This window comes from Mesorhizobium sp. B2-1-3A (assembly GCF_006442655.1).
In the GTDB taxonomy this organism is placed as follows: domain Bacteria; phylum Pseudomonadota; class Alphaproteobacteria; order Rhizobiales; family Rhizobiaceae; genus Mesorhizobium.
In genome coordinates this window covers 472358-494605 of record NZ_VFWK01000002.1, presented here as the reverse complement: position 1 = coordinate 494605, position 22248 = coordinate 472358, and the positions used below count along the sequence as shown (strand labels likewise).

The 22248-nt window shown below is 62.7% G+C and carries 21 protein-coding genes and 1 pseudogene; 12 read left to right on the top strand and 10 right to left on the bottom strand.

All coding sequences use genetic code 11. The annotated features are described in order from the left end of the window. Positions 1 to 95 precede the first annotated feature (95 nt). Positions 96 to 842, top strand: coding sequence for a fused MFS/spermidine synthase (locus tag FJ977_RS08915; RefSeq protein ID WP_140770540.1), 747 nt, complete (start codon positions 96 to 98; stop codon positions 840 to 842). A 19-nt stretch (positions 843 to 861) separates the two neighbouring features. Here FJ977_RS08915 and FJ977_RS08910 read toward each other — a convergent pair. Both FJ977_RS08910 and FJ977_RS08905 read right to left on the bottom strand, forming a co-directional pair. Beyond that, positions 862 to 1705, bottom strand: a pseudogene (locus FJ977_RS08910) (YoaK family protein); the annotation flags it as partial. A gap of 112 nt (positions 1706 to 1817) precedes the next feature. Further along, entirely contained in the window at positions 1818 to 2090 is a 273-nt protein-coding gene (locus FJ977_RS08905) for a helix-turn-helix transcriptional regulator (RefSeq protein ID WP_095773162.1), read from the bottom strand. 309 nt (positions 2091 to 2399) lie between these two features. Between FJ977_RS08905 and FJ977_RS08900 the strand changes: the two genes are divergently transcribed. Next, positions 2400 to 2612 carry an alkylphosphonate utilization protein gene (locus FJ977_RS08900; RefSeq protein WP_140770538.1) on the top strand — a complete coding sequence of 71 codons (213 nt, stop codon included), beginning with the start codon at positions 2400 to 2402 and terminating at the stop codon, positions 2610 to 2612. 243 nt (positions 2613 to 2855) lie between these two features. Here the strand turns inward: FJ977_RS08900 and FJ977_RS08895 are convergent, their stop codons facing one another. The 6 genes from FJ977_RS08895 to FJ977_RS08870 form a co-directional block, all read right to left on the bottom strand. Continuing rightward, the gene (locus FJ977_RS08895) at positions 2856 to 3401 is read right to left on the bottom strand and encodes a CGNR zinc finger domain-containing protein (RefSeq protein WP_181179716.1); all 546 of its coding nucleotides are present in this window, start codon (positions 3399 to 3401) and stop codon (positions 2856 to 2858) included. Between the two features lie 184 nt (positions 3402 to 3585). Continuing rightward, positions 3586 to 4212, bottom strand: coding sequence for a VOC family protein (locus FJ977_RS08890; protein ID WP_140770534.1), 627 nt, complete (start codon positions 4210 to 4212; stop codon positions 3586 to 3588). Between the two features lie 25 nt (positions 4213 to 4237). Further along, positions 4238 to 5545, bottom strand: a complete 1308-nt coding sequence (locus FJ977_RS08885) for an FAD-binding oxidoreductase (protein WP_140770532.1) — start codon at positions 5543 to 5545, stop codon at positions 4238 to 4240. Positions 5546 to 5662: 117 nt separating this feature from the next. Then, a complete protein-coding gene (locus FJ977_RS36635) occupies positions 5663 to 7243 on the bottom strand; it encodes an amino acid ABC transporter permease/ATP-binding protein (RefSeq protein ID WP_281406809.1) in 1581 nt (526 codons plus the stop codon). A 74-nt stretch (positions 7244 to 7317) separates the two neighbouring features. Continuing rightward, the gene (locus FJ977_RS08875) at positions 7318 to 8124 is read right to left on the bottom strand and encodes an ABC transporter substrate-binding protein (protein WP_181179714.1); all 807 of its coding nucleotides are present in this window, start codon (positions 8122 to 8124) and stop codon (positions 7318 to 7320) included. Between the two features lie 463 nt (positions 8125 to 8587). Further along, entirely contained in the window at positions 8588 to 9415 is an 828-nt protein-coding gene (locus FJ977_RS08870; protein ID WP_140770529.1) for an oxidoreductase, read from the bottom strand. Positions 9416 to 9491: 76 nt separating this feature from the next. On the opposite strand from FJ977_RS08870, the gene FJ977_RS08865 reads away from it, so the two are divergent. Beyond that, complete coding sequence (locus FJ977_RS08865) at positions 9492 to 10427, top strand: AraC family transcriptional regulator (RefSeq protein ID WP_140770527.1); 936 nt, start codon at positions 9492 to 9494, stop codon at positions 10425 to 10427. Between the two features lie 114 nt (positions 10428 to 10541). Here FJ977_RS08865 and FJ977_RS08860 read toward each other — a convergent pair whose 3' ends face one another. Beyond that, a complete protein-coding gene (locus tag FJ977_RS08860; RefSeq protein ID WP_246682872.1) occupies positions 10542 to 11075 on the bottom strand; it encodes a hypothetical protein in 534 nt (177 codons plus the stop codon). A gap of 498 nt (positions 11076 to 11573) precedes the next feature. Between FJ977_RS08860 and FJ977_RS08855 the strand changes: the two genes are divergently transcribed. From FJ977_RS08855 to FJ977_RS08815, 9 genes are all read left to right on the top strand, one after another. Continuing rightward, positions 11574 to 12626, top strand: a complete 1053-nt coding sequence (locus tag FJ977_RS08855) for an isopenicillin N synthase family oxygenase (protein WP_140770523.1) — start codon at positions 11574 to 11576, stop codon at positions 12624 to 12626. Positions 12627 to 12645: 19 nt separating this feature from the next. Then, positions 12646 to 13971: a PLP-dependent transferase gene (locus tag FJ977_RS08850; RefSeq protein ID WP_140770522.1), complete on the top strand. Its 1326-nt coding sequence runs from the start codon at positions 12646 to 12648 to the stop codon at positions 13969 to 13971. A 43-nt stretch (positions 13972 to 14014) separates the two neighbouring features. Next, positions 14015 to 15043, top strand: coding sequence for an ABC transporter substrate-binding protein (locus FJ977_RS08845; RefSeq protein WP_140770520.1), 1029 nt, complete (start codon positions 14015 to 14017; stop codon positions 15041 to 15043). 13 nt (positions 15044 to 15056) lie between these two features. Next, a complete protein-coding gene (locus FJ977_RS08840) occupies positions 15057 to 16058 on the top strand; it encodes an ABC transporter permease subunit (RefSeq protein WP_140770518.1) in 1002 nt (333 codons plus the stop codon). Then, positions 16052 to 16843, top strand: a complete 792-nt coding sequence (locus FJ977_RS08835) for an ABC transporter ATP-binding protein (protein ID WP_140770516.1) — start codon at positions 16052 to 16054, stop codon at positions 16841 to 16843. The genes FJ977_RS08840 and FJ977_RS08835 overlap by 7 nt, the downstream gene beginning before the upstream one ends. Continuing rightward, positions 16840 to 17163: a hypothetical protein gene (locus tag FJ977_RS08830; RefSeq protein ID WP_140770514.1), complete on the top strand. Its 324-nt coding sequence runs from the start codon at positions 16840 to 16842 to the stop codon at positions 17161 to 17163. The genes FJ977_RS08835 and FJ977_RS08830 overlap by 4 nt, the downstream gene beginning before the upstream one ends. Before the next feature lie 245 nt (positions 17164 to 17408). Further along, positions 17409 to 18443: an amino acid ABC transporter substrate-binding protein gene (locus FJ977_RS08825; RefSeq protein ID WP_140770511.1), complete on the top strand. Its 1035-nt coding sequence runs from the start codon at positions 17409 to 17411 to the stop codon at positions 18441 to 18443. Positions 18444 to 18458: 15 nt separating this feature from the next. Further along, positions 18459 to 19649, top strand: a complete 1191-nt coding sequence (locus tag FJ977_RS08820; protein ID WP_140770508.1) for an ABC transporter permease subunit — start codon at positions 18459 to 18461, stop codon at positions 19647 to 19649. Beyond that, positions 19646 to 20728, top strand: a complete 1083-nt coding sequence (locus FJ977_RS08815) for an amino acid ABC transporter permease (RefSeq protein WP_140770505.1) — start codon at positions 19646 to 19648, stop codon at positions 20726 to 20728. Before FJ977_RS08820 ends, FJ977_RS08815 begins: the two co-directional genes overlap by 4 nt. A gap of 15 nt (positions 20729 to 20743) precedes the next feature. On the opposite strand, the gene FJ977_RS08810 is transcribed toward FJ977_RS08815, so the two are convergent. Further along, positions 20744 to 21847 (bottom strand): LacI family DNA-binding transcriptional regulator, encoded by a 1104-nt coding sequence (locus FJ977_RS08810; protein ID WP_181179712.1) that lies wholly within the window; start codon positions 21845 to 21847, stop codon positions 20744 to 20746. Between the last annotated feature and the right edge of the window lie 401 nt (positions 21848 to 22248).

The following is a 22248-nucleotide window of genomic DNA, read 5'->3' as shown; positions in this document are numbered from 1 at the left end:
GCCTACGGGTGAACCTCTAGGCTCCGCATGAAGGGGCCAACCAGCGGAAAACCAGCCGAGCGGCGGATTTAGGAATTGGCTGTGATGACAAGGTCATGATCCGGGTTGCGAAATATCATACCGATTTCGGCAACATCGAGGTTCTGCGGGCCAAGGACTCCGGTTCGTTCATCTATCGCCAAGGTGGCTGCTATCAAAGCGAGTGCGATCCGAATGGCGTCAGCGTCGTGCCCTATATACACGCCATCTTTGGTCTCCTCGCGCAGGCGCGGGTGTCCGATGTCCTGATGATCGGTTGCGGCGGTGGCAGCCTGGGCACGATGCTGGACAGGGTTGGTGTGCGGGTTACGGTCGTCGATATCAATCCAAAGGCTTTCCAGATCGCCCGGAAATACTTTGGGTTACCTCCTGGAGTTCACTGCTGCATCTCCGACGGGCGGGATTTTTTGCGCGCCGGCCGTCACCGCTACGACGCTATCGTTCTGGACGCATATTCCGGGCGGCGCATCCCGGATCACTTGTGCGCCGAGACTTTCTTCGGCTTGGCGCAGACGCGTCTCAAGAATTCTTCCGGTATTCTGATCGGCAACGTTCATGCCTGTCATGACCTCGACATCATGCCGGATCGCGTTGCTGCAAAGCTCGCCAATATCTGGGCGGATGTGAGACTGCTCGATATCCGCGGCGCTCAGGATCGCAACGCACTCGTCATGGCAGGCAAGGTGCGGGATCTCGTCCAGCCGGTGCTGATGATGCCGCCGTCAGTGGGAGCCGAGGAGATCGAACAGGAGCTTGGTCTCCTGGCGTTCAGGCCTTGGCATGTGCCGCGACGATCTGCCTAGAGCAACTCCAGGAAAAGTGTGAACGGTTTCCCGGGGAGGCGCGTAGCGCTCTCCCCATGGAATTGCGGCGAAGCCCTGTCGAGCTACTGCCAGAGCCGCTTCATGCGGATGGACACATCTTCAAGGACCGGCATGGAAGCCAGCACAAGGAGAATGGCGGCGAGAAACAATGTCGCCGCAAAGCCGATATGTTTGAAACCCACAGCGCCGATGACGCCGCCGATGAAGAACAATGCCACGAGCGACGCAAGCAGTCTCAGCTTTCTCCGGTCTGCCTTCACGAACAGTCTGTCCGAGTCATTGCCTGAGATGTTCCAGTAGAGCAGCTTGCCGAGTTCGATGCCCATGTCCGTCACCAGGCCCGTGACATGCGTCGTCCGGATTCTGGCTTCCGATAGCTTGGTGATGATGGCGTTCTGCAACCCCATGATGAAACAGAGCAGCATCACCGTCATTGGTACAAACAGCGCTTCATGACGTGCAAGATGGCCGCCGAGCAGCCCGAAACAGATCAGCAGGATCGCTTCCAGGACAAGCGGGAATGCGTACTCGCCCTGTAGGCCCTGCCGCCTTCCCCAGTTGACCAGGATTGCCGAACAGGCCGCGCCTGTCACAAACGACAGCAAGGCGCCCAAGCCGGAAAGCGCCAGTCCGACATCGCCGAGCGCCAGATGGTCCGCCATCGACGAAACGATGCCGGACATGTGGGACGTGTACTGCTGAACCGCCAGGAAGCCGCCAGCGTTGGCGGCTCCCGCGATGAACGTCAGGAAACGGGCGAGATGCCGATCGGTTCTTTCGCTTCGTTCCTTTCCGGTCAACCGACGCAGATACAGGATCATGAGCGAACCTTGTCTTTCCATGCGCAAAAGCAGGACCGCAAGCTGATGTGCCGGGAAAGGCTCATTGAGTGTTTCTGGAGAAGGGAAGAGAAAGGGGGTGAATGCGTGGCCTCGACGCTGTGCTCTGCAGGGTCTAGTTTGGCTTGCCCGGCAGCGTGTCCGGATGGCGGAACCTGACACCACGGCCGCCATCGTCGCTACGCACATGTTCGCTGAGAAGCTCGACGCCGGCGCGGTTGAGCGCGTTGATCACCTTCATCAAGCTATCGACAACACCTCGCACATTGCCCTGGCTGGCTTCCATTCGCTGGATCGTCGGCAGCGAGACGCTCGCCATTTCCGCCAGGGTTTTCTGGTCGATGTTGAGAAGGGCGCGGGCAGCACGAAGCTGGGAAGCAGTGATCATTGGGGCATCAGCGTCTGAATATGAGAAGTGACACTCATCATGTTATCATTGACGTATTAAACATCAATACAAAGCGAAAAAATATTAATCGGCCCTTGGCACGGCGGGGCTCGGCAATTATCCTATCCGCATGACTCAACGCTACGAACCTTTTCAGGAGCCGACCGGCACCTGGACCGTCAACGATGCTTGGACCGGACGGCCCGCCGAGATGGGCAGCCGAACCATCGTTGGAATGAACCAGCACGACGCCGAGGAACTCGCCGATCTCCTCAACGGATTGAATGCACAAAGGCAGGAAGCGAAATCATGAACGTCAAGGACAGCAACGGCACTCCGCTGAGCGAAGGAGATTCCGTCACGCTCATCAAGGATCTCAAGGTCAAGGGAACGTCGGTCACACTGAAACGCGGAACGCTGATCAAGAACATCCATCTCACGGGCAACGAGGACGAGGTCGAGTGTCGGGCCGAGAAGGTCAAGAACCTCGTTCTGCGGACAGAGTTCCTGAAAAAGGCGTAGGCGAGCGGAGACGCATTCGTACGTTGCAGGGTTGCCGATGCAGGTCTGGAGTGAGGCCCGTCCTAAAGGTTCCGCTCAGTACCGGCCGCCATCTCGGATTCGACGCATTAGGCTTTCGGCTCGACTGAACCTTGGCGAGGTTCCCTGGTGCGTATGCGCCACAGGGAACGCGCGCGTGATGACAAGATTTCGAAAACCACGCGCTGCGCTTTGACGACCGGCGCCGCCTCCGTTTTCAAGGAGCTAGAAGGGCGTCGAATTTTGTGCCTTGGCTCGAAAATTGGCGACATGGGCGCGGTTGCCGCAGGTCTTGACGTCGCAATAGACCTTCGAGGCATTGCGTGTCGTATCGACAAAGACGTTGCCGCAGGTCTCGGCCTTGCAGGTCTTCAGCCGTCCAGCTTCGCCATGGATGATCAGCGACATGATCGACATGGCGGTGTTGGAGCGGATGCGCTCATCGAAGGAGAAATCGTCGTCGTAGTAGTGGATGTGCCACCCAAATCCACCATGGTTCATGATGCGGGGCGAAAATCGTGTCTTCTCGAGCACGGCGTTGGAGAAGTTGGCAAGCTCGTCCTGCGGCATCGAGAAGATGACGCGGAATTCCTTGGCGATCTCATGCAGCCTGTCCCGGTCGCGCTCGGTGATGGCGCGCGGATAGGTCATCCCGTAGCGATCGATCAAATCGTTGATCCAGGAAACGCTCAAACCTTCCGGCGTCTTGCCGGCATTGTTCGCGATCTCCGCCACCACCGATAGATCACGGATAACTTCGGAGGGAATCATTGTCCATTCTTTCGAAATGCCGGGATAAGCCGGCATACACCATTCATGCGGCGGCGATCCGACGAATCGCGACCTCGCCATGATCCGCGATATACGCGACGACGCAATCCGGCGATATGGCGTCGCTCGCGGCCTATGCGCAGGCCATCCTGCGCTTCCCGACAGGGCGAGCGAGCCTGGCGTGTCAGGCGGAATATGACGGCAGATCGAACACGCCGTGCCGTCCACGCAAGGAAACACGCAGCGACGGACGCTCCGCCCGCACCACATCGATCGTCAGATCGAGCGCGGCATAGAGTTCGCGAACGGATTCCGCCAAGGGATGGGCGACTTGGAAACGTTCCAGGGTGCAGCCGATCGGCGCCTCGAGCGACGGATGGTTGGCGGTCTCCCATTGCGAGATGTGGGGCAGCGCATTGCCGAAACGGGATGGCTCGACGGCAAGGTGACGCCATTTCAGGATTTCGCCGTGCAAGGTTTTGCGGCTGCCCGTCCGAAGCTCCGCCGCGAGGCCGAACCGCTCGAGGATACTTTGCGCTGCGTGGATGTCGTCGGTGGCGACCGCGAACAGATCCATGTTGTAGCCGGGCTGAGCAGCCATTCTCGCGCCATTGTTGGCCACGAGTTGCTGTCCTGGATCGGGCGCATCGATGGCAAGATACAGGCCGTCCCGCAGGGACAGGAGAGCATTGCGTGTGCCCATTCCGGGGTGCGAGCCGCCGGGCGCGGCGCGTATGCCGCTCCATTCCTCCACATCGGCGATCGCCTTGTCCAGCGAAGGCGAAGACCAGGCGAAGTGATCCAGGATCATGTCGTTCTCCAGAGGTAATGGCGGCTCACAGGACGTTCTGCGGGGCAGCGAAATAGCGCTCGCGGAACCGTGCGAGCCGGAACGGCTCCAGCGGTATCGTCGTGCTGCCGGTGTCGATCAATTCGGCGAGCGTATCGCCGACGCCAAGGGATATGCCGAAGCCATGGCCGCTCATTCCGGTGGCAACCACCAGGTTGCCCAGTGCGTCCAGGCGATCGAGGACAGGCACGCCGTCGGGCGTGATGTCGATCCGGCAGGCCCACGTTTCGATGAGTTTCATCTCGTCGCCAATGCCGAAGGCGGCGCGCGCGGCCGCGCGGCTCTTCGCCAGCACCGCGTCGTTCGCGGGCACATTCGGCACGCGCAGATCCGCGTAGCGATTGCTGGTCCCGGACAGATACGCGCTTACCAGCCGGTGATCATCACGCAGGTGCCTCCCGAAGTTGACGCGTGTTCCTTCCCGGCTCGCGAAAAGCGTTCGGATATAGCGCGGCGCGTGACGCAGGCTGCGAAACGCGGTGTCATAGTCGAGTGGGCCTTGCAGGCCGGGTGCGATGGTCAGCCCGCCGTCGTGACGGGGCCGCACGAGGGCCTGATCGAAGATGGTCGGCAAGGCAACGCCGTGCGCGAACGGCGCAGTCCGGCCGACCGAGACGCGCAGATCGACCTGCGGCAGGGAAACGCCGTACCGGCGCAGGAAGACGCCGCTCCACAATCCAGCCGCGACGACGACGGTCTTGGTGCGGACCTCGCCATGTTCTGTCACGATCCCGGTGACCTTTCCTCCCTCCATGAGGAGACCTTCGACCATGCAGTTCTGCCTCACGTCCGCACCCTCGCGAGCCAGCGCTCGGGCGATTGCCGGCGCGGCCAGGTTCGGTTCGGCCCGGCCGTCGCTCGGCGTGTGCAGGCCGCCGAGGAAACTCCCCCGCAAGGTGGGGCTGATGTCCTTCAGTTGCGAAGGTGATGCCACCCTGCTGTCGACGTCGAATTCGCGTGCGATGGCGAGCCAGGCGTTCATGCCCTCGAGTTTCGCCTCGTCGGACGCCAGGGCAAGGTTTCCGCTTGCCTTGAAGCCGGTAACGTCGCCGATCTCAGCGTCGATACGCCCCCACAGGTCAAGGCTGCGTTTGATCAGCAGCATCTCGCGCCGGTCACGGCCTTGTTTGCGTACGAAACCGGAATTCTTCCCCGATTGCTCGCCGGCGATCCGGCCTTTCTCATAGACCCCGACGCTCAATCCCCTGCGGTTCAGATACCAGGCGATGGCACAGCCGATGATGCCGCCTCCGACAATCGCGACGTCGACCTGTTTGGATTGCGTTGATGTCATTGCCGTTGCCGTTTCTGAATGCGCGGCAGGTGCCGCTGATAAGGGAAATCGGACGATTTGCGCCGCTATTCAGGACCCACTGCTCCACAACGCGACGCGCGGCCGCGAACGGCAAAGTCACAGGATCTGGTCCAGGAACAGTTTCAGCCGATCGGATTTTGGCTTGTCGAAAAGCTCTGCTGGCGTGCCTTGCTCGACAATCCGACCCTGGTCCATGAACACGACCCTGTCCGCGACCCGGCGGGCAAAGCCCATTTCATGTGTGACCGCCACCATGGTCATGGGGCTGCCATCGGAAGCTGAACGCCGCGCGAGACCCTCCATGATTTCGAGCACGCCCTTGACCAGTTCCGGATCCAGCGCCGAAGTCGCCTCGTCGAACAGCATGATCTTCGGGTTCATTGCCAGCGAGCGGGCGATGGCAACGCGTTGCTGCTGCCCACCGGAGAGCCTGGACGGCAGCGAGTTGAGCTTGTCACCAAGGCCGACGCCGCGCAGCGATGCGATCGCCACGCGCCTGGCTTCATTTCGATCCAGGTGACGGACCGATTCCAGCGCGAACGTCACATTGCGCAGCGCCGTCATGTGCGGGAACAGGTTGAAGTTCTGGAAGACCATGCCGACGTCGGCGCGCAGGGCGTTCAACGGGCCTTCCCTGGTTGGGAACGGCTGGCCGAACATTTTGAGACTGCCCCGGTCGACGGATTGCAGGCCGTTGATGCAGCGCAGAAGCGTGGATTTGCCGGACCCCGATGGTCCGATCACGCAGATCACCTCGCCGGCCCTGACTTCGAAACTGACCTCGTCTAGCGCGCGGAAATGACCGAAATTCAGCGTCAGTCCCTTCGCGTCGACCACCGTCTCTCCAGCTATCGGCGTTGGTGCGTTAGCCGAGATTCCCGTCCGGCCGGGTTGCTGCCTCTCGACCCGCTCCTCGGCGGGAGCGGCGGCCGGCGCCGTGCGCATCCTGGCAAACCTCGATGTCAGTGCCGGCGGAAGCATAGGCTCGCCGTTTCGCAGTCGCCTGTCGAGATAGTTGACGAGGTGGGTCATCGGCACGGTGATGACCAGATAGGCGATGCCGACAGCCACCAGCGGCGACAGGTTACCCGTACGCTGCGCGATGTCCTGCCCGATTCGGTAGAGCTCCCGCTCGCCCACCGTCAGCCCGAGCACGAAGATCAGGCTCGAATCCTTGATGATGTTGATGAACTGGTTGGTCAGCGCCGGGATGACCCGCCGGATGCCTTGCGGAAAGACCACCCGGTACATCGTCCGGTGCTTGTCGAGCCCGAGCGAACGGGCCGCTTCGGTCTGGCCCTTGTCGACGCTCTGGATGCCGGAACGCAGGATCTCGGCAATGTATGCGCTGGCGACAATGCTGATGGCGATGATGCCGTAGGGATAGGGGTTCTGTCCGAACGGCCGGAAACCCGCGAAGGGGACCCCCTGTCCGACCAGGAAGATGGTGACGATAGCCGGCAGGCCGCGAAAAATGTCGATATAGGCCTTGGCCGCGATACGCACGGCCGTGACCTTCGAGATCGCCATGAGCGACAGCGGGGCACCGATGATGATGCCGAGGATCGTCGAATAGATCGCTATGGTGATGGTGTTGTAGTAGCCGACGCGGATGATGTCTGGAACCACCTGCAGCATGTAGGACAGGTTGAAGAATGTATCGAAGATTCCCGACATTGTTCCGCCTCTACGGTCGATTTTCGTGGTCGGCGCGGCCCGGCTTTGCGTGCCGCGCCGCGTCGTCCATCAGGTCAGCGGGCAGGAACGAAATCCGGGCCGGGCAATTTCGGCACATCGGCGCCGATCCACTCCTGGTAGATCTTGCCATAGGTGCCGTCGGCGATCATGTCGGCGACGGCCTTGTTGACCGCCGCAAGAAGGTTCGGTCGGTCCTTGGCAACGCCGATTCCGGCCGGCTGATCGGTATTGGGGATGGATACGACGACGGAAAGCGGGCGCGGCGACGTCTTGACGTAGATGGCTGCCAGCCCGCCGTCGAAGAACGCAGCGTCGATCTGGCCGGACTGCAACGATATCTGCAACGCTGCCGAGTCCGGGAACGGCACGATCTGCGTGCTCTTGTAGGTCTCGTTGGCGTAGGTTTCCTGGATGCTCGCCGCGACGACGCCGAGCCGCTTCCCAGCCAGTCCCGCCTCGTCCTTGATGCCGGAATCCTGCGACGTCAGGATGGTGTAGGAGCCGACGAAATGCGGGCTGCTGAAATTGACGATCTTCAGGCGCGGAAGCGTGATGGAATGGGAGCCGGCCGAGATGTCGCAGACATGGTTGGCGACGGCGGCGAAGATGCCTTCGAACACGGTGATGCGATAGTCGGGCGTCAGGTTCAGGCGCCGTGCGATGTCCGTGGTGAAGGACACTTCGTAACCTTGCATCTTCCCGTCGATCACCGAAGACATCGGAGCGTTGGCGTCGGTCACGCAAACGGTAAGCGCGCCCGGACTGTTCAGCTCCAGGTCACTGCCTTGAGCCGATGCCTGGCTGGCGCATCCGATCAGGATCGCGCCGATCGCGAGTCCAAATAGCCTCATACTGGTCATTTTCAACGTCCCCATTTTTTAGCTTCTGTTGAATGCTGCGGCCAAAGCTTCAGCGGTTTGGCCATGGCAATCGTTATTGTAATGTAATTAGCATGTCAATGTTTGATAATTACATCTAGTCGTACGATGCGCCCCGCCGTTCGTCAGCCAACCGACGGACAGGCGGAGGGCATTTCGGTATCATCCGTGCTGTGGGACGAGGGGATCGTGCCCGGATATCGCCGCGGCCGGGCAGCATGGCTGAAGCGGCGGAACACGTTGTTACATCGATCCGCCGCTCGGGTCGGGTGGTCGGACGCGGTCAGCGCCGGACGCCGTTGATTCGTGTTGGCCGGGCGGTAGAGAAAGGCAACTGCAAGCGTTCACGAATGTGGTGGCCGATCCCGGGGCACGCCGCGTCCTGGGCGTGGAACGCGACATCATTGCTATAAGCAAGCGCGAATTGTTCCCTACGCCGACGCTATCAGCCATCGGTCGAGATGCTGGCGGATTTCCATGCTTCGATCTCAAGCTTAAGGCGCTCCACCCTCTCCGACACAAGTCCAAGGGCATCGCTGCCGAGCAGGAGTTGTGGTGGAGGGCTGTCGGACTCGACCAGATCCAGCACGGCCGCCGCAAGCTTGTCGGGATCGCCAGGTTGCCTGCCGCTTTTGGCCTGCCTTGCCTGGCGGATCGGATCGAACAGCGCGTCGTAGTCGGCAATCGATCGTCCGGTCCGGACCATCGAGCGTCCGGCCCAGTCCGTCCGGAAGGAACCGGGGCACAGGGCTGTCACGTGGACGCCGAACGGCGCCATCTCCGCGCGCATGACTTCCGAAATGCCCTGGAGGGCAAACTTGCTTCCGCAGTAATAGGCGATCCCCGGCATGGTGATCATGCCGCCCATCGAGGTCACGTTCACGATGAATCCGCTGCGCCTTTCGCGAAACCGCGGCAGGAAGGCTTTGGCGACCGCGACGGCGCCAAAGACGTTCACGTCGAACTGACGCCGCATCTCTTCGAGAGGCGACTCCTCGAGGATGCCCTCGTGGCCGTAGCCGGCATTGTTGATCAGCACGTCGACCGGCCCATGATCCTCTTCGGCCTGTCGCACGACCTCGGCTATCCGGTCGAACTCCGTCACGTCGCACAGGATGGATTCCACCGCTGGCAAGCGTTCCGCAAGAGCTGCACGCGACCGCTCCGAACGGACGGTGCCGATGACCCTGTGGCCCTTGCTGCTCGCGGCCGCCGCGATCGCCAAGCCGAAGCCGGAGTTCGCGCCGGTGATGAAGAAGGTCCTTTTAGACATGTCTGGCTTTCTCGTCTTGATTGGTCGGTCCTTTGACGGATAATCTCCTGAAAGACGGGAATCGATTGCTATACCTATGAATACCTTGCCAATTCCTATCAGATTGGAGAGCGGGAGGCCGGTGCGCCGCGAGTTGGTCGAACTGGCCGGGCTTCTTGCCCCTCGCCCCGGGTACAATCCGACAGGGCTTGACGGTGTCCGCATCCTCAGGACCGAGGCGGTCCTTCACGACATCCCCGTGCTCTACAAGCCAGGAGCCGTATTCGTGTTGCAGGGCCGCAAGCGGGGCATGCTGGAGGGCGAGGTCTATCTCTACGACGAGGAGCACTATCTGGCCGTGTCGGTGCCCGTTCCGTTTCGGATGGAATCGGTGGCCAGCGCCGAACGCCCCCTGCTCGCGGTCTATGTCGAGTTCAACATGCGCCTGGCTGCCGAGATCGCCTCGGAAGTAGGGGGGAGGCGTTCCGAACCGGCAGCCTGCAAGGTGAGAGGTCTGGTATCGAGCAGAATGGAGCCGAGTATCGAGGATGTGGTGCTGCGCCTGCTGCAGGTGTTGCGCGATCCTGTCGAGCTTGCCGTTCTGGGGCCAGGCGTCCTGCGCGAGCTGCACTACCGGGTACTCGTCGGCCCACAAGGCGGTGCGATGATCGCGGCCTTGCAGCAGGCAGGCACCTCCGGGCGGATCGTGCAAAGCCTCGCCCGGTTGCGCGAAACCTACAGTTCGCGGATTTCGGTCGCCGTGCTGGCACATGAAGCAGGCATGAGCGTCCCCTCCTACCACGTCCACTTCAAGGCCCTGACGGGCAGCAGTCCGATACAGTACGTGAAGGCAATGCGTCTCCACGAGGCGCGGCGGATGATCGCGCGCAAGGACAAGACGATCGCGGAGGTCGCGGCATCGGTTGGCTACACCAGTCCCGCCCAGTTCAGTCGGGACTTCAAACGCCACTTCCGGCGCACGGCATCGGAAGAGGTCAAATGGGTTCGTCGGCATCTTGGCGAGCTTGCCTGAATGCGCGAACTCCCGGCTCACAGGCTAGGCTTGAGCAATTGCGGGAAAAGCGCGTAACGCTTTCCCAGGGAATTGCGTCCAAGCGCTTCCGAGCGGCCGATATGGCCCGTCGCCTCAGGACGAAGGCACACGCGGCTCCTCCACCAGATAAAACCGGTCCTTCGGCGAGAAATCCGTCACCAGGAACGAGAACGAGGCGGTTTCGAGCGGGTCGACCTTGCCTTTGCGGAACAGCAGCCGGTCGTAGGGTTCGAAGTCGCGTTTGAATTCGGCGAAGCTGTCGGACTTGATCATCTTGTCCTCGCGCTGCGCCTGGTCGAAGGACAGCCCGTCGCCATAGTCGCTCGGCCTGTTGATGATCGATTGCAGCTCGAAGCCGAATTCGATCCATGCATCGCCGCTGTTGTTGCGGGTGACGATCTTCAGCGGCAGATAGCCGGTCGCGTAGTTGCCCGTCGTTCCGAACGGCTGGATCGGCCTTGCGGCGCGTATGGTGAGCGTCACCGGGTCGGCGGTCTCCAGTTCCTCGGTCACCACGATCGGATCGGTGCGCGTTCCGGCGCCTGTGGCCGAGAGGATCCTGAAACCGCCCAGTTCATCCGAGAATGAGTAGGCGCCGGCTTCGAAGATTTTCGTGCCATCGGCCATGGCGCGCGGACAAGTCGCGGCCAGCAAAGCCGCACACACCCGCACACAGCGCAAGCCTGGACGCGTCATGGCTGGAGTATGGACGACAATTGGCCAGCCGCATACTGCCCCGGCCATGTGCTGGAATGATGGTGCCCCGTACGCGCGTCGCCTGATCGAGGCTGTCCCGGTTCTGCGTGCCGATGCAACGGACAAGCAGAAGGCACGCGATCTGCTTCTCGTGGTTCGTAGGCTGGCCAACACGTATCGCGATCTCTGCGCGCCCTGGCGGCGGCAGATAGCCCTGACCAGGGCACTCGACTGTGTGGATCTGAGAGGCATAGGCCCCACACCGGCCGCAAATCAAAATCTACTATTTTTATAGAATTAACAAAAATTGGCCGCCGGCCCCACGGGAACGATACGTCAATTTCCCCACCTGTCTCGGAAAGGGATGGCGTTTTCTTTGTTTCGGCGGTCCGCGGTGCGACGCTTCGATCACCAAATGAGAGGGTCGAAATGAGCAGTACTGCCGACGAGAGAACTATCCCGGTGCTCGATTTTTCTCGATACGAAGCCGACCCGGCTTCCCGCAAGGAATTCATCGAGGGGCTGCGGCGCGCGGCACGCGATGTCGGCTTCTTCTATCTGACTGGACATGGCATCGCGCAATCGCTGATCGACGATGTACTTGGTGCGTCCAGGCGTTTCTTTGCCTTGCCGGACAAAGACAAGCTCCAGATCGAAATGGTGAACTCGCCGCATTTCCGCGGCTACAACCGCGTCGGCCAGGAACTGACCAAGGGCCAGAGGGACTGGCGCGAACAGGTCGACATCGGCTCGGAAGCGCCGGCGCTGGAGCGCGATGGCAACCTGCCGGCCTGGACGCGCCTGCAGGGGCCGAACCAATGGCCAAGCGCCTTGCCGGAGCTCAAGCCGCTGCTGATCGAGTGGCAGGACCGCCTCACCGACCTGTCGACGCGCCTGCTGAAGGCATTCGCCATTGTCCTGGAGCAGGACGAGAACGCGTTCGAAACCATCTACGCCGGCACGCCGAACCACCTCATCAAGATCATCCGCTATCCCGGCCGGGACTCGACCGAAAGCGAGCAGGGCGTCGGCGCCCACAAGGACAGCGGCTTCCTGACGCTTCTGCTGCAGGAAAAGCAGAAAGGCCTGCAAGTCGAAGCCGCCGACGGCGGCTGGATCGACGCCGAGCCGCGCGCCGGCACCTTTGTCGTCAACATCGGCGAGTTGCTGGAAATGGCGACGGATGGCTATCTGAAGGCCACCGTGCACCGGGTCGTGACGCCGCCGGCTGGCACCGACCGGCTGTCGGTCGCCTTCTTCCTTGGTGCTCCCTTCGATGCCGAGATCCCGCTGCTTGACCTGGCGCCGCACCTCAAGGCGCAGGCGAGCGGCGTTACCCGTGACCCCCAGAATCCGCTCTACCGCAACTCCGGGCAGAACGCGCTGAAAAGCCGGCTGCGCTCGCATCCAGATGTGGCGCGCCGCCACCATGCCGATCTCGTTGCTACCCAGGCTCGCGCCGAAGTCGCGCCCTTTGCCTAACAACACAGGAGGAACGCCCATGACGCTCGAAAATCTCTCTCCCGAGACCCTCGCCCTCCACGGCGGTTCATGGCGCGCCGATCCCACCAACGGTGCGGTTGCGGTGCCTATCTACCAGACCACGTCCTATCAGTTCCAGGACACCAGCCATGCCGACCGGCTGTTCGCGCTCGACGAGATCGGCCACATCTACACGCGGGTTTCGAACCCGACGCAGGACGCTTTGGAGACCCGCATCGCGGCGCTGGAAGGCGGTGCTGCGGCCCTGCTGCTCTCCTCCGGCCAGGCGGCCTCGGCCTATTCGGTTCTGAACCTTGCCGGCGCGGGTGACAACATCGTCTCGGCCACCGATCTCTATGGTGGCACCTGGGCGCTGTTTGCGGCCACGCTGAAGCATCTGGGCGTCGAGGTCCGCTTCGTCGATCCGTCCGATCCCGAGAACTTCCGCCGCGCCACCGACGAACGCACCCGCGCCTACTATGCGGAGTCGCTGCCCAATCCGAAGCTGCAGGTCTTCCCGATCAAGGAAGTGGCCGACATCGGCCGCTCGCTCGGCGTGCCGCTGATCGTCGACAACACCGCGGCACCCCTCAGCATCCGGCCATTCGATCATGGCGCCGCGGTCGTCGTCTATTCGGCGACGAAATACATTGGCGGCCATGGCACCTCGATAGGCGGCATCGTCATCGATGGCGGCAACTTCCCCTGGGAAGACCATGCCGAGCGCTTCCCGACTCTGAACCAGCCCGATCCGAGCTATCACGGCAAGGTCTGGGTCGAGGCGGCCAAGCCGCTCGGTCCGGTGGCATATGTGCTGCGCATCCGCACCGTTCTCCTGCGCGACGTCGGCGCCGCGATCAGCCCGTTCAATGCCTTCCAGCTATTGCAGGGCCTGGAGACGCTGCCGCTGCGCATCCGCCAGCACAATGAGAACGCCATAAAGGTGGCCGAATATCTGCGCGGACATCCGAAAGTCGGCAATGTCATCTTCCCGCGCTACCAGACAGGCGAGAGCAAGCGGCGCGCCGATGCCTATTTCCGGCAAGGCAGCTACGGCGCGTTGGTCGGCTTCGAACTGAAGGACGGCCGCGAGGCGGGACGCTCCTTCATCAACGGATTGAAGCTGCTCTACCACGTCGCCAACATCGGCGACGCGCGCTCCCTGGCCATCCATCCGTCGACCACCACCCACTCGCAGCTGTCGCAGGAAGAGCAGCTCGCGACCGGCGTGACCCCCGGCTACGTCAGGCTCTCCATCGGCATCGAACATCCCGACGACATCATCCGCGACCTCGAACAGGCGCTCGACCAGGTCGCCGGCGATCGCGAGTTGAAGGCTGCCTAGGAATTTTGCCGGCTTCACATTCATCCGATCACAGGAGGGGACTATGACCACAGACAAGAAAACCACATCGAGGATTTCGCGGCGCGGCGTGCTGCGCGCCGCTGGCGCGCTTGGCGTCGGTGCAACGGCGGTGGGCTTGCTCGCCAGGCCGACGAGCTACGCCATCGCCGGCAATCAAACCAAGGTGAGGCTGTCATGGACCGAATTCGCGGCCTGTCATTCGCCGATCGCGTTTGCTCTGTCGAAGGGCATCTACGCCAAGCATGATCTCGATATCGATCTTTACTACCAGGGCGCCAGTGGCCAGACGCTGATCCAGTCGATCGCCACCAACAAGACCGATGCCGGCGCTGGCCTGCTCTATGACTGGGTCAAGCCGCTGGAGCAGGGGCTGGACGTCAAGCTCTTCGTCGGCTCGCATGGTGGCTGCACCAGGCTGCTGGCATCGAAGGCTTCGGGCGTCACCACGCTCGAAGGCTTGAAGGGCAAGACCATCGTCTCCTATGACGTTGCCAGCCCGCCGAAGCACTCCTTCCAGGTCGCGCTCGCCAAGGCCGGCCTCGACCCCAACAACGACGTCAACTGGACCAACGTGCCGTTCGATCTCGTCGGCGAGACGGTGGGCAAGGGCCAGGCCGACGCGCTGGCGCATCTCGATCCATGGGCCTATGCACACAAGAAGAAGTTCGATCTGGTGGAGGTCGCCAACACGCAAACCGGAGCCTTCGAGGGCGCGGTCTGTTGCGTGCTCGGTGTCAATTCGGCCTTCCTCGATGCCAACAAGGATGCCATCCGGCGGCTGGCCGAGGCCGATATCGAGATCCACGAATACGCCGCGGCGCATCCGGACGAGGTCGCCAAGTGGTTCGTCGACAATCTCAACCCCGGTTTCCCCTTCGAGGATATCCGCGACGAGATCGCCTCCTGGGTGCTGCACAACCACCCGGTCGGCAAGGACCTGCAGGGTCAGGTCAAGAATGCCGCCGCCGATCTGGCGCTGATCAAGGTGCTCGATCCAACCACCGATCCGGCGGAACTCGCCCAGCGGGTGACGGTCGACATTCTCGCCTGACGGGACCTGGGTGATGAGTGCAGCGGTCGACAAGGACGCAACCGGCAAAAGCGTTTCGTCCGCTTTTGCCGGCCCCGTGTGGAAACATGGGCTCTACGCGGCCGCGGCCTGGCTGCTCGCCGCCATTGTGACGGTGGCATTCCCTGACGTCGTGCCGTGGGGCAGCCGCGACGTCTTTGTCACGCTGCTGGTCGCGGGGGCGGTCGTGCTGGGCGGCCTCGCCTTCGGCGTCGAAAAGCTCGGCGGCTTCGGAAGGGGATTGATCCACTATGGCCCTTGGCTGATCGCGCTCGGCCTATGGTTCGCGGTATGGGAACTGATCACGGCCAAGCTCGGCTGGCTGCCGAAGCCGTTCTTCTCGCCGCCGCATGGTCTGCTGCATGTCTATATCGTCGACTGGCAGCGCATCCTCATCTGCATCGCCTATACCGCACGGCTGTGGACGATCGGCTTCTTCAGCGGCATCGTCCTCGGTTTCATCGGCGGCGTGGCGCTCGGCTGGTCGAAGCGCTTTGCCTACTGGGGCATGCCCATCCTGAAGCTGATCGGTCCGGTGCCGGCAAGCGCCTGGATCCCGGCGACGTTCTTCCTGTTCCCGACGACGTTCCAGGCCAGCCTGTTCCTGGTCGCCCTTGCATCCGGAATACCGGTCGCGATCCTGACCGCCTCCGGTGTCAACTCGGTCAGCCGTTCCTTCTACGACGTGGCGCGCACGCTGGGCGCCAGCACCCGCTATCTCGTGCTGCGCGTGGCGATACCCGCCGCTTTGCCGCATGTCTTTGTCGGCCTGTTCATGGGGCTCTATTATTCGTTCGCCGTTCTGGTGGTGGCCGAAATGCTCGGCGCCAAATACGGCCTGGGCTGGTACCTGCAGTTCCAGACCGCCTATTCGGCCTATGCCAATGTCTATGCCATGCTGATCATCATGGCGTTGCTCTGCTCGGGCCTGGTCAAGCTGCTGTTCGTCGTCCGCGACCGGCTGCTCGGCTGGCAGAAGGGGGTGGTGCAATGGTAGCCGCCGCAGGACTTCGCGCCGCATCCGAAAACGCCGCCGGTCTCGCCGTCGATTTTCGGGGCGTCTCGCATCAATACGATCTCGACGGGCAGCCCTTGCCGGTGCTGCGGCAGATCGACCTGGCCGTGGCGCCGGGTGAATTCGTGGCGCTTCTGGGCCCATCCGGCTGCGGCAAGTCGACCTTGCTGCGGCTGGCGGCGGGGCTGGAAAAACCGACAAGCGGCGACGTGCTGGCGGACGCGACAATCGTCGCCCGGCCGGATCCGTCGCGCGTGCTCGTGTTCCAGGATCCGACCTTGTTTCCGTGGCGGACTGTCCGCGACAATGTCGCCATCGGGCCGGAAGCGCGCGGCGTGCTGGCCGGCAGCCAGAAGCGGATCGACGACGCGCTTCGCCTGGTCAAGCTGGACGCCTTCGCATCGGCCTTTCCGCATCAACTGTCCGGCGGCATGGCGCAACGCGCCGCACTGGCGCGTGCCCTGGTCAACGACCCGCGCCTGCTGCTGCTCGACGAGCCGTTGGGACGGCTGGATTCGCTCACCCGGCTGACCATGCAGGAAGAGCTTTTGTCGCTCTGGCGCGAAGCCGGCTACACGGTCATTCTCGTCACCCACGATGTCGAGGAGGCGTTGCTGCTCTGCGAGCGCGTCATTGTGCTGACCGAGCGCCCGGCGCGCATCAAGGCAGAGGTCGTGGTCGACCTGCCCTATCCGCGGCGGCGCGACGATCCGCGCATCGTCGCCCAGCGCCAGCACATCCTCGAGATACTCGGGTTCTCCGCATGAGCGAGAATGCTTCGGTCCGAAAACCGTTTCCGCTGCGCTGGCTGGAGGCGGTGGGGATTGCGCTGACGCTCGTCGCCCTTGTCTGGTGGGCGATCGTCTATGCGCAGGTCATGTCGAACACCGGCTTTCCGGTCGAACGCACGCTGCCATGCCTGCTGCAGACGTCGGACCGCTGTTCGCTCGCCATGTCGCTGTGCAAGAGCTGGCACTTCCTCGGCATCAAGCGCTACTCGCCGGAACTGCTGTGGGCCGGAGCAATCGTTTCCAGCCTCGCGCTTCTGCTGGGCAGCTTCATGCAGAATCCGGGACAGGGAAAATAAGCAGTTCGAGGCCGGGACTCCGTGCCGCTCGAGCGCGTCTTTCCCGCGATGATCCCTTCACAAGCAGTCGGTTCGCATTCGCCGCCAATGTCTATTTTCGAAGCAAACTGCTTTCCCGGCAGGCAAAAAATTGGATTGCCGTTCCTTAGTCTACAAAAATTATAGAGTTAACTTCGAGCCAGTCGAACAGGGCGGGGGACGTTCCGCCAGCGGCTGATGGCAACAAAATCGCAGGAGTGACATACATGACGACAACAACGCGGTCCGGTGCCCGTTGGAGGACGGCACTGGCAACAACGCTCATGGTGGCGGTGGGACTGTTCTCGACATCCACCTATGCCGGCCCGACCCTCGACAAGATCAAGGCGCGGGGCTCCATCAAGGTCGGCGTCGGCACCACACCCGGCTTCTTCTCGCCGGACAGCAATGGCCGTTGGCAGGGATTCTTCGCCGACTACGGCCGCGCCCTGGCGATCACCGTCTTCGGCGATCCGGAGAAGGTGGAGTTCACCAACTCCTCGCCGCAGCAGCGCCTGCCGGCGCTTCAGTCCGGCGAATTCGACATCCTGCTGTCGGGCGTGACGGTGACGATCACGCGCGCTTTCCAGCTCGGCTTCCATTTCGGCCCGACCGTCTTCTATGACGGGCAAGGCATCCTGGTGCGCAAGGACCTTGGCGTCACCAAGGCCGCCGACCTCGACGGCGCCACGATCGGCGTCCAGAGCGGCACGACCGGCGAGTTGAACATCGCCGATTTCTTCCGCAAGACCGGCAAGAAGTTCACGCCGGTGACGATCGAGGACACCAGCGAGTTCATCAACGCGCTGGAGTCGGGCCGTGTCGACGCCATCACGCAGGACTCGTCCGACCTCGTCGGCAAGCGCACGCAGCTGAAGAAACCTGACGACTACATCATCCTGCCCGAGCGTCTGTCGAAGGAGCCGCTCGCACCGGCGATCGCCAGCGGCGACGACCGCTGGCTGGAAATCGTCAACTGGACGGTCAACGCCACCATCCAGGCCGAGGAATGGGGCATCACCAGCAAGAACATCGACGACTTCCTCAAGTCGCCGGATCCGGCCATCCAGCGCTTCCTCGGCGTCGATCCGTCACTCGCGCAAGCGATCGGCCTCGATCCGAAATGGGCCTACAACATCATCAAGACCGTCGGCAATTACGGCGAAATCTACGACCGCAATCTGAAGCCGCTCGGCTGGGAGCGTGGTTACAACAGCCTGTGGACCAACGGTGGCCTGCTCTACTCGCCGCCGTTCCGCTAAGACCTTCGCCAACCAATGTCCTTGATTGACGAAACCGTGCCGGGTCCTGGCGGACCCGGCATTTTGCGCAGGATATCCCTGTGGTGGGGCAGCTATCCGCTGACGCAGGTCGCCGTCATCACCGCGGTCGTCGCGCTGTTCTGGCTGCTTGGCCACAACGCCGCCGAGACGATGGCGCGCATCGGCATCACGCCGGGCTTCGACTTCCTCAGCCGGCCGGCGAGTTTCGAGATCGGCGAGGCGCCGATTGCCTTCAAGGCTGGCGATCCCTATGCGCGCGCTATCCTGGCCGGGCTTTTGAACACGATCAAAGCGGCGGCGCTTGGCTGCGTCCTGGCCACGATCCTCGGCGTCGCCCTCGGCGTTGCCGGTCTCTCCGGCAATCTTCTGCTGGCGGGGCTGGTGCGCTGGTATGTCGAGATCGTCCGCAACACGCCGCTTCTGCTGCAGCTGTTCTTCTGGATTTCGCTGGCAAAATCCTTTCCCTCGCCACGGCAGGCGCTTTCGGCGTTCGGCAGCTTCTTCCTCACCAACCGTGGCGTCTTCGTGCCGGCGCTCGGCTTCCACAATGTTTCGGCACCGACGCTCTGGCTGCTTGGCGCCCTCGCCGCTGCCTATCTGGTCTTCGTTCTATGGGCATGGCGCGGCGGCAGGCTGTCCGCCAGGCGGTTGGGCCTTGCAACGGCGCTGATGTTGGGCGCCGTTGTGCTTGCCTTCCCGCTGACCGGCGCCGGCGCGGCCTGGGAGATACCGGCGCTGGCCGGCTTCAACATCCGCGGCGGTTACAATCTGACACCCGAATTCGCCGCACTGCTGACCGGCCTGGTGGTGAAATTCTCGGCCGCCATCGCCGAGATCGTGCGGGCCGGCATCCAGTCCGTCGATCGCGGCCAGTGGGAGGCCTCGAGGGCGCTTGGCCTGCACAACGGCCAGATCATGCGCCTTGTCGTGTTGCCGCAGGCCTTGCGCGTCATCACGCCGCTGACCACGTCCAGCTACCTCGACCTGACCAAGGATTCCAGCCTTGCCGTCGCCATCGGCTACCCTGATCTGGTCAGCATCATCAACACCACCGCCAACACGACCGGACAGTCGCTGGAAGCGCTGACCCTGCTGATCGCCATCTATCTGGCGATCAACCTCTCCGTGTCGGCGGCCATGAACCTCTACAACAGGCGTGTCGCGCTCAGGGGAGCAAGGATATGAGCCTCTCCGACGCTCTTGACCTGAGAACATGGCGATCGTCGGCGACGCTGCGGACATTGAAGGTCGGGCTTTTCGGCACGCCGCTGAATTCGCTGATCACCGTGGTCACGGTCGCACTGCTTGCCTGGATCATACCGCCGCTGTTGCGCTGGGGCATATTCGACGCGACATGGACAGGGACATCGGCCGACTGCGCGGCGGCGTCTGGCGCCTGCTGGGCGTTCGTCGGGGCAAAATTCCGCTTCATCCTGTTCGCCTTCTACCCGCCGGCGCTGCAATGGCGCCCGCTGATCGTCATGGTGCTGCTGCTGGGGCTGCTGGTCGTCACCGCGCAGCCGCGCTTCTGGCGCAAGGGATTGCTCGCCGCCTGGTTCGTCGTGATTGCCGCCAGCTGGATGCTGATGTCCGGCTCTCTGGTTCCACCCACCGTCCCATCGAACCAGTGGGGCGGATTGGCGGTGACGCTGTTCGTGTGGTCGGTCTGTTTCGGCCTGGCGACGCCGCTCGCCATCCTGCTGGCGCTGGCCAGGCGTTCCGACATGGGCGGCCTGCGCATGCTGGCGATCGTCTTCATCGAAGTGATGCGCGGCACGCCGATGGTGGCCATCCTCTACGTGGCGATGCTCATCCTGCCGATGGCCATCCCCAATGGCCAACTGATCGACAAGAACGTGCGCGCCATGATCATGATCACGCTGTTCTGGTCGGCCTATATCGCCGAAGTCATTCGCGGCGGCCTGCAGGCGATTCCGCCAGGCCAGTACGAAGCGGCGACCGCGCTTGGCCTCGGCTACTGGCGCACGATGCAGCTCGTGGTGCTGCCGCAGGCGCTGCGTCTGGTCATTCCCGGCATGGTCAACCTGGCGATCGGCTTCCTGCTGGCAACATCGCTGCTCGCCGTCATCGGCATCTTCGATTTGCTCAACGCCGCGCGCGCCTCGGCCACCGACCCGCAATGGCTGGGCTATTACGACGAGGCGTATCTGTTCGCCGCGCTGATCTACTTCGTGCTGTGCTTCGGCGGATCACGCTACAGCCTGTGGCTGGAGAAATATCTGCGCCGGTCGCAACGCCACTGAGCCGGTCGCCTTGCGTTAACTGCCCGCGACGGCCCGTACGCTCTCCCGTTCCACCAGCGGACACTCCAGCTTGGTGATGGGATAGCGCCCCTGCCCGGGCGGCAAGGGTGCCTCGAGCTGTTCGATCGCCCATTGGCCCATCGCCATGTGCGGCAGGATCGAGGTGGTCAGCGGCGGGAAGAGGTGCCGGGCGATTTCCTCGTCGTCATAGCCGACAACGGAGATGTCCTGCGGAATGTGCAGGCCGGCTTCCTTGAGTGCCTCGTAGCAGCCGATCGCGGTGCGGTCGTTCTGGCAGAAGATGGCGGTTGGACGCTCCTTCAGCGCCAAAAGCTTCACCGTCGCGGCATAGCCGGCGCTTGCCGACCAGTCGCCCTCGACCACCAACTCCGGGTCGAACGGGATGTCGGCGGTGGCGAGCGCGCGGCGGTAGCCCTTCAGCCGGTCCTGTGCGGCCTGCATCCATGGCTCACCGGTGATGGTGGCGATACGGCGGTGGCCATGGCTGATCAAATGCCGGGTCGAACTCTGGCCGCCGGCGATCTCGGAAGGCACCACGGCGGGGAAGGCATAGTCCGACGTGTAGCAGTTGAGCAGGATCACCGGGATGTCGAGGCTGTAGAGGAAGTCGGGCGCCGTGATCTCGCGGGTGAAGATGGTCATGTAGATCAGCGCCGAAATGCCCCGTCTGGTCAGCGCCTGTATCGCGCGCGGCTCCATCACGGCGTCGCCCATGGTCTGCGCCACCAGGAGCACGTTGCCGGCATTCCACGAGGCCTGGCGCGCGCCCTCGATGGCCACCACCGCCTCCGGGCTGGTGGCGAGCTGGTCGACGGCAAAGCCGATCACCCCGTCAAGCCCATCGAAGGCGGCAACAGGCTTGCGCAGTGCCGAGAAGGCGGGAGCGCTGTAGCCCAGCGCCCGGGCGGCCTCGATCACCCGCTCGCGGGTCTGCTGCGACAGCCTGATGCCGGGTGAATTGTTGAGCACGAAGGAAACGGTCGCCTGCGAACAGCCTGCGGCCCTGGCGATGTCGGTCATGGTGACCCGCCCCTTGGGCTTTGCCGGTGCCTTGCGGCGTCTCGCCGTCTCGCTGGCCGGATCCGTCGTCTCGTTCATTGCATTGGTGTCCCCAATCCCCCGTCCTGTCTAGCGGCAGCCTGCCGGGCCGACAAGATGGCGCTGCGGCGCCGATTTATAGAAATCGTTGCGTTGTTTATATCTATTAGTAGCCTCGTGGTCCATCGGTCATCAGGTTCCGGCTATCAGGGAAGGCAAAGGTTGCAAGGCTTTTGCCGTCATGTTGCCCAGACATCGGTTCGCGGCGCGTCGTCTGCGATGTCGCCTCGGCATGTCCGAATGTTGGCCCGAAACTAATAGTGTTTACTAATACAAAAATGCGCTGTAACGTCAATCCGTCGCGTCCGGCCCCGTTGGGTTCCGGCGCGGCGGGAAAGCGTGCGTGACTGGCCCGATGGCGAGCGGATATTGTCTCCGCAAGCTCTGTCTCGGACATGTGA

Coding starts and splice junctions, on each gene's coding strand:
- FJ977_RS08915 (WP_140770540.1), top strand. CDS start 96: ATGATCCGGGTTGCGAAATATCATACCGATTTCGGCAACATCGAGGTT.
- FJ977_RS08905 (WP_095773162.1), bottom strand. CDS start 2,090: ATGATCACTGCTTCCCAGCTTCGTGCTGCCCGCGCCCTTCTCAACATC.
- FJ977_RS08900 (WP_140770538.1), top strand. CDS start 2,400: ATGAACGTCAAGGACAGCAACGGCACTCCGCTGAGCGAAGGAGATTCC.
- FJ977_RS08895 (WP_181179716.1), bottom strand. CDS start 3,401: ATGATTCCCTCCGAAGTTATCCGTGATCTATCGGTGGTGGCGGAGATC.
- FJ977_RS08890 (WP_140770534.1), bottom strand. CDS start 4,212: ATGATCCTGGATCACTTCGCCTGGTCTTCGCCTTCGCTGGACAAGGCG.
- FJ977_RS08885 (WP_140770532.1), bottom strand. CDS start 5,545: ATGACATCAACGCAATCCAAACAGGTCGACGTCGCGATTGTCGGAGGC.
- FJ977_RS36635 (WP_281406809.1), bottom strand. CDS start 7,243: ATGTCGGGAATCTTCGATACATTCTTCAACCTGTCCTACATGCTGCAG.
- FJ977_RS08875 (WP_181179714.1), bottom strand. CDS start 8,124: ATGACCAGTATGAGGCTATTTGGACTCGCGATCGGCGCGATCCTGATC.
- FJ977_RS08870 (WP_140770529.1), bottom strand. CDS start 9,415: ATGTCTAAAAGGACCTTCTTCATCACCGGCGCGAACTCCGGCTTCGGC.
- FJ977_RS08865 (WP_140770527.1), top strand. CDS start 9,492: ATGAATACCTTGCCAATTCCTATCAGATTGGAGAGCGGGAGGCCGGTG.
- FJ977_RS08860 (WP_246682872.1), bottom strand. CDS start 11,075: ATGGCCGATGGCACGAAAATCTTCGAAGCCGGCGCCTACTCATTCTCG.
- FJ977_RS08855 (WP_140770523.1), top strand. CDS start 11,574: ATGAGCAGTACTGCCGACGAGAGAACTATCCCGGTGCTCGATTTTTCT.
- FJ977_RS08850 (WP_140770522.1), top strand. CDS start 12,646: ATGACGCTCGAAAATCTCTCTCCCGAGACCCTCGCCCTCCACGGCGGT.
- FJ977_RS08845 (WP_140770520.1), top strand. CDS start 14,015: ATGACCACAGACAAGAAAACCACATCGAGGATTTCGCGGCGCGGCGTG.
- FJ977_RS08840 (WP_140770518.1), top strand. CDS start 15,057: ATGAGTGCAGCGGTCGACAAGGACGCAACCGGCAAAAGCGTTTCGTCC.
- FJ977_RS08835 (WP_140770516.1), top strand. CDS start 16,052: ATGGTAGCCGCCGCAGGACTTCGCGCCGCATCCGAAAACGCCGCCGGT.
- FJ977_RS08830 (WP_140770514.1), top strand. CDS start 16,840: ATGAGCGAGAATGCTTCGGTCCGAAAACCGTTTCCGCTGCGCTGGCTG.
- FJ977_RS08825 (WP_140770511.1), top strand. CDS start 17,409: ATGACGACAACAACGCGGTCCGGTGCCCGTTGGAGGACGGCACTGGCA.
- FJ977_RS08820 (WP_140770508.1), top strand. CDS start 18,459: ATGTCCTTGATTGACGAAACCGTGCCGGGTCCTGGCGGACCCGGCATT.
- FJ977_RS08815 (WP_140770505.1), top strand. CDS start 19,646: ATGAGCCTCTCCGACGCTCTTGACCTGAGAACATGGCGATCGTCGGCG.
- FJ977_RS08810 (WP_181179712.1), bottom strand. CDS start 21,847: ATGAACGAGACGACGGATCCGGCCAGCGAGACGGCGAGACGCCGCAAG.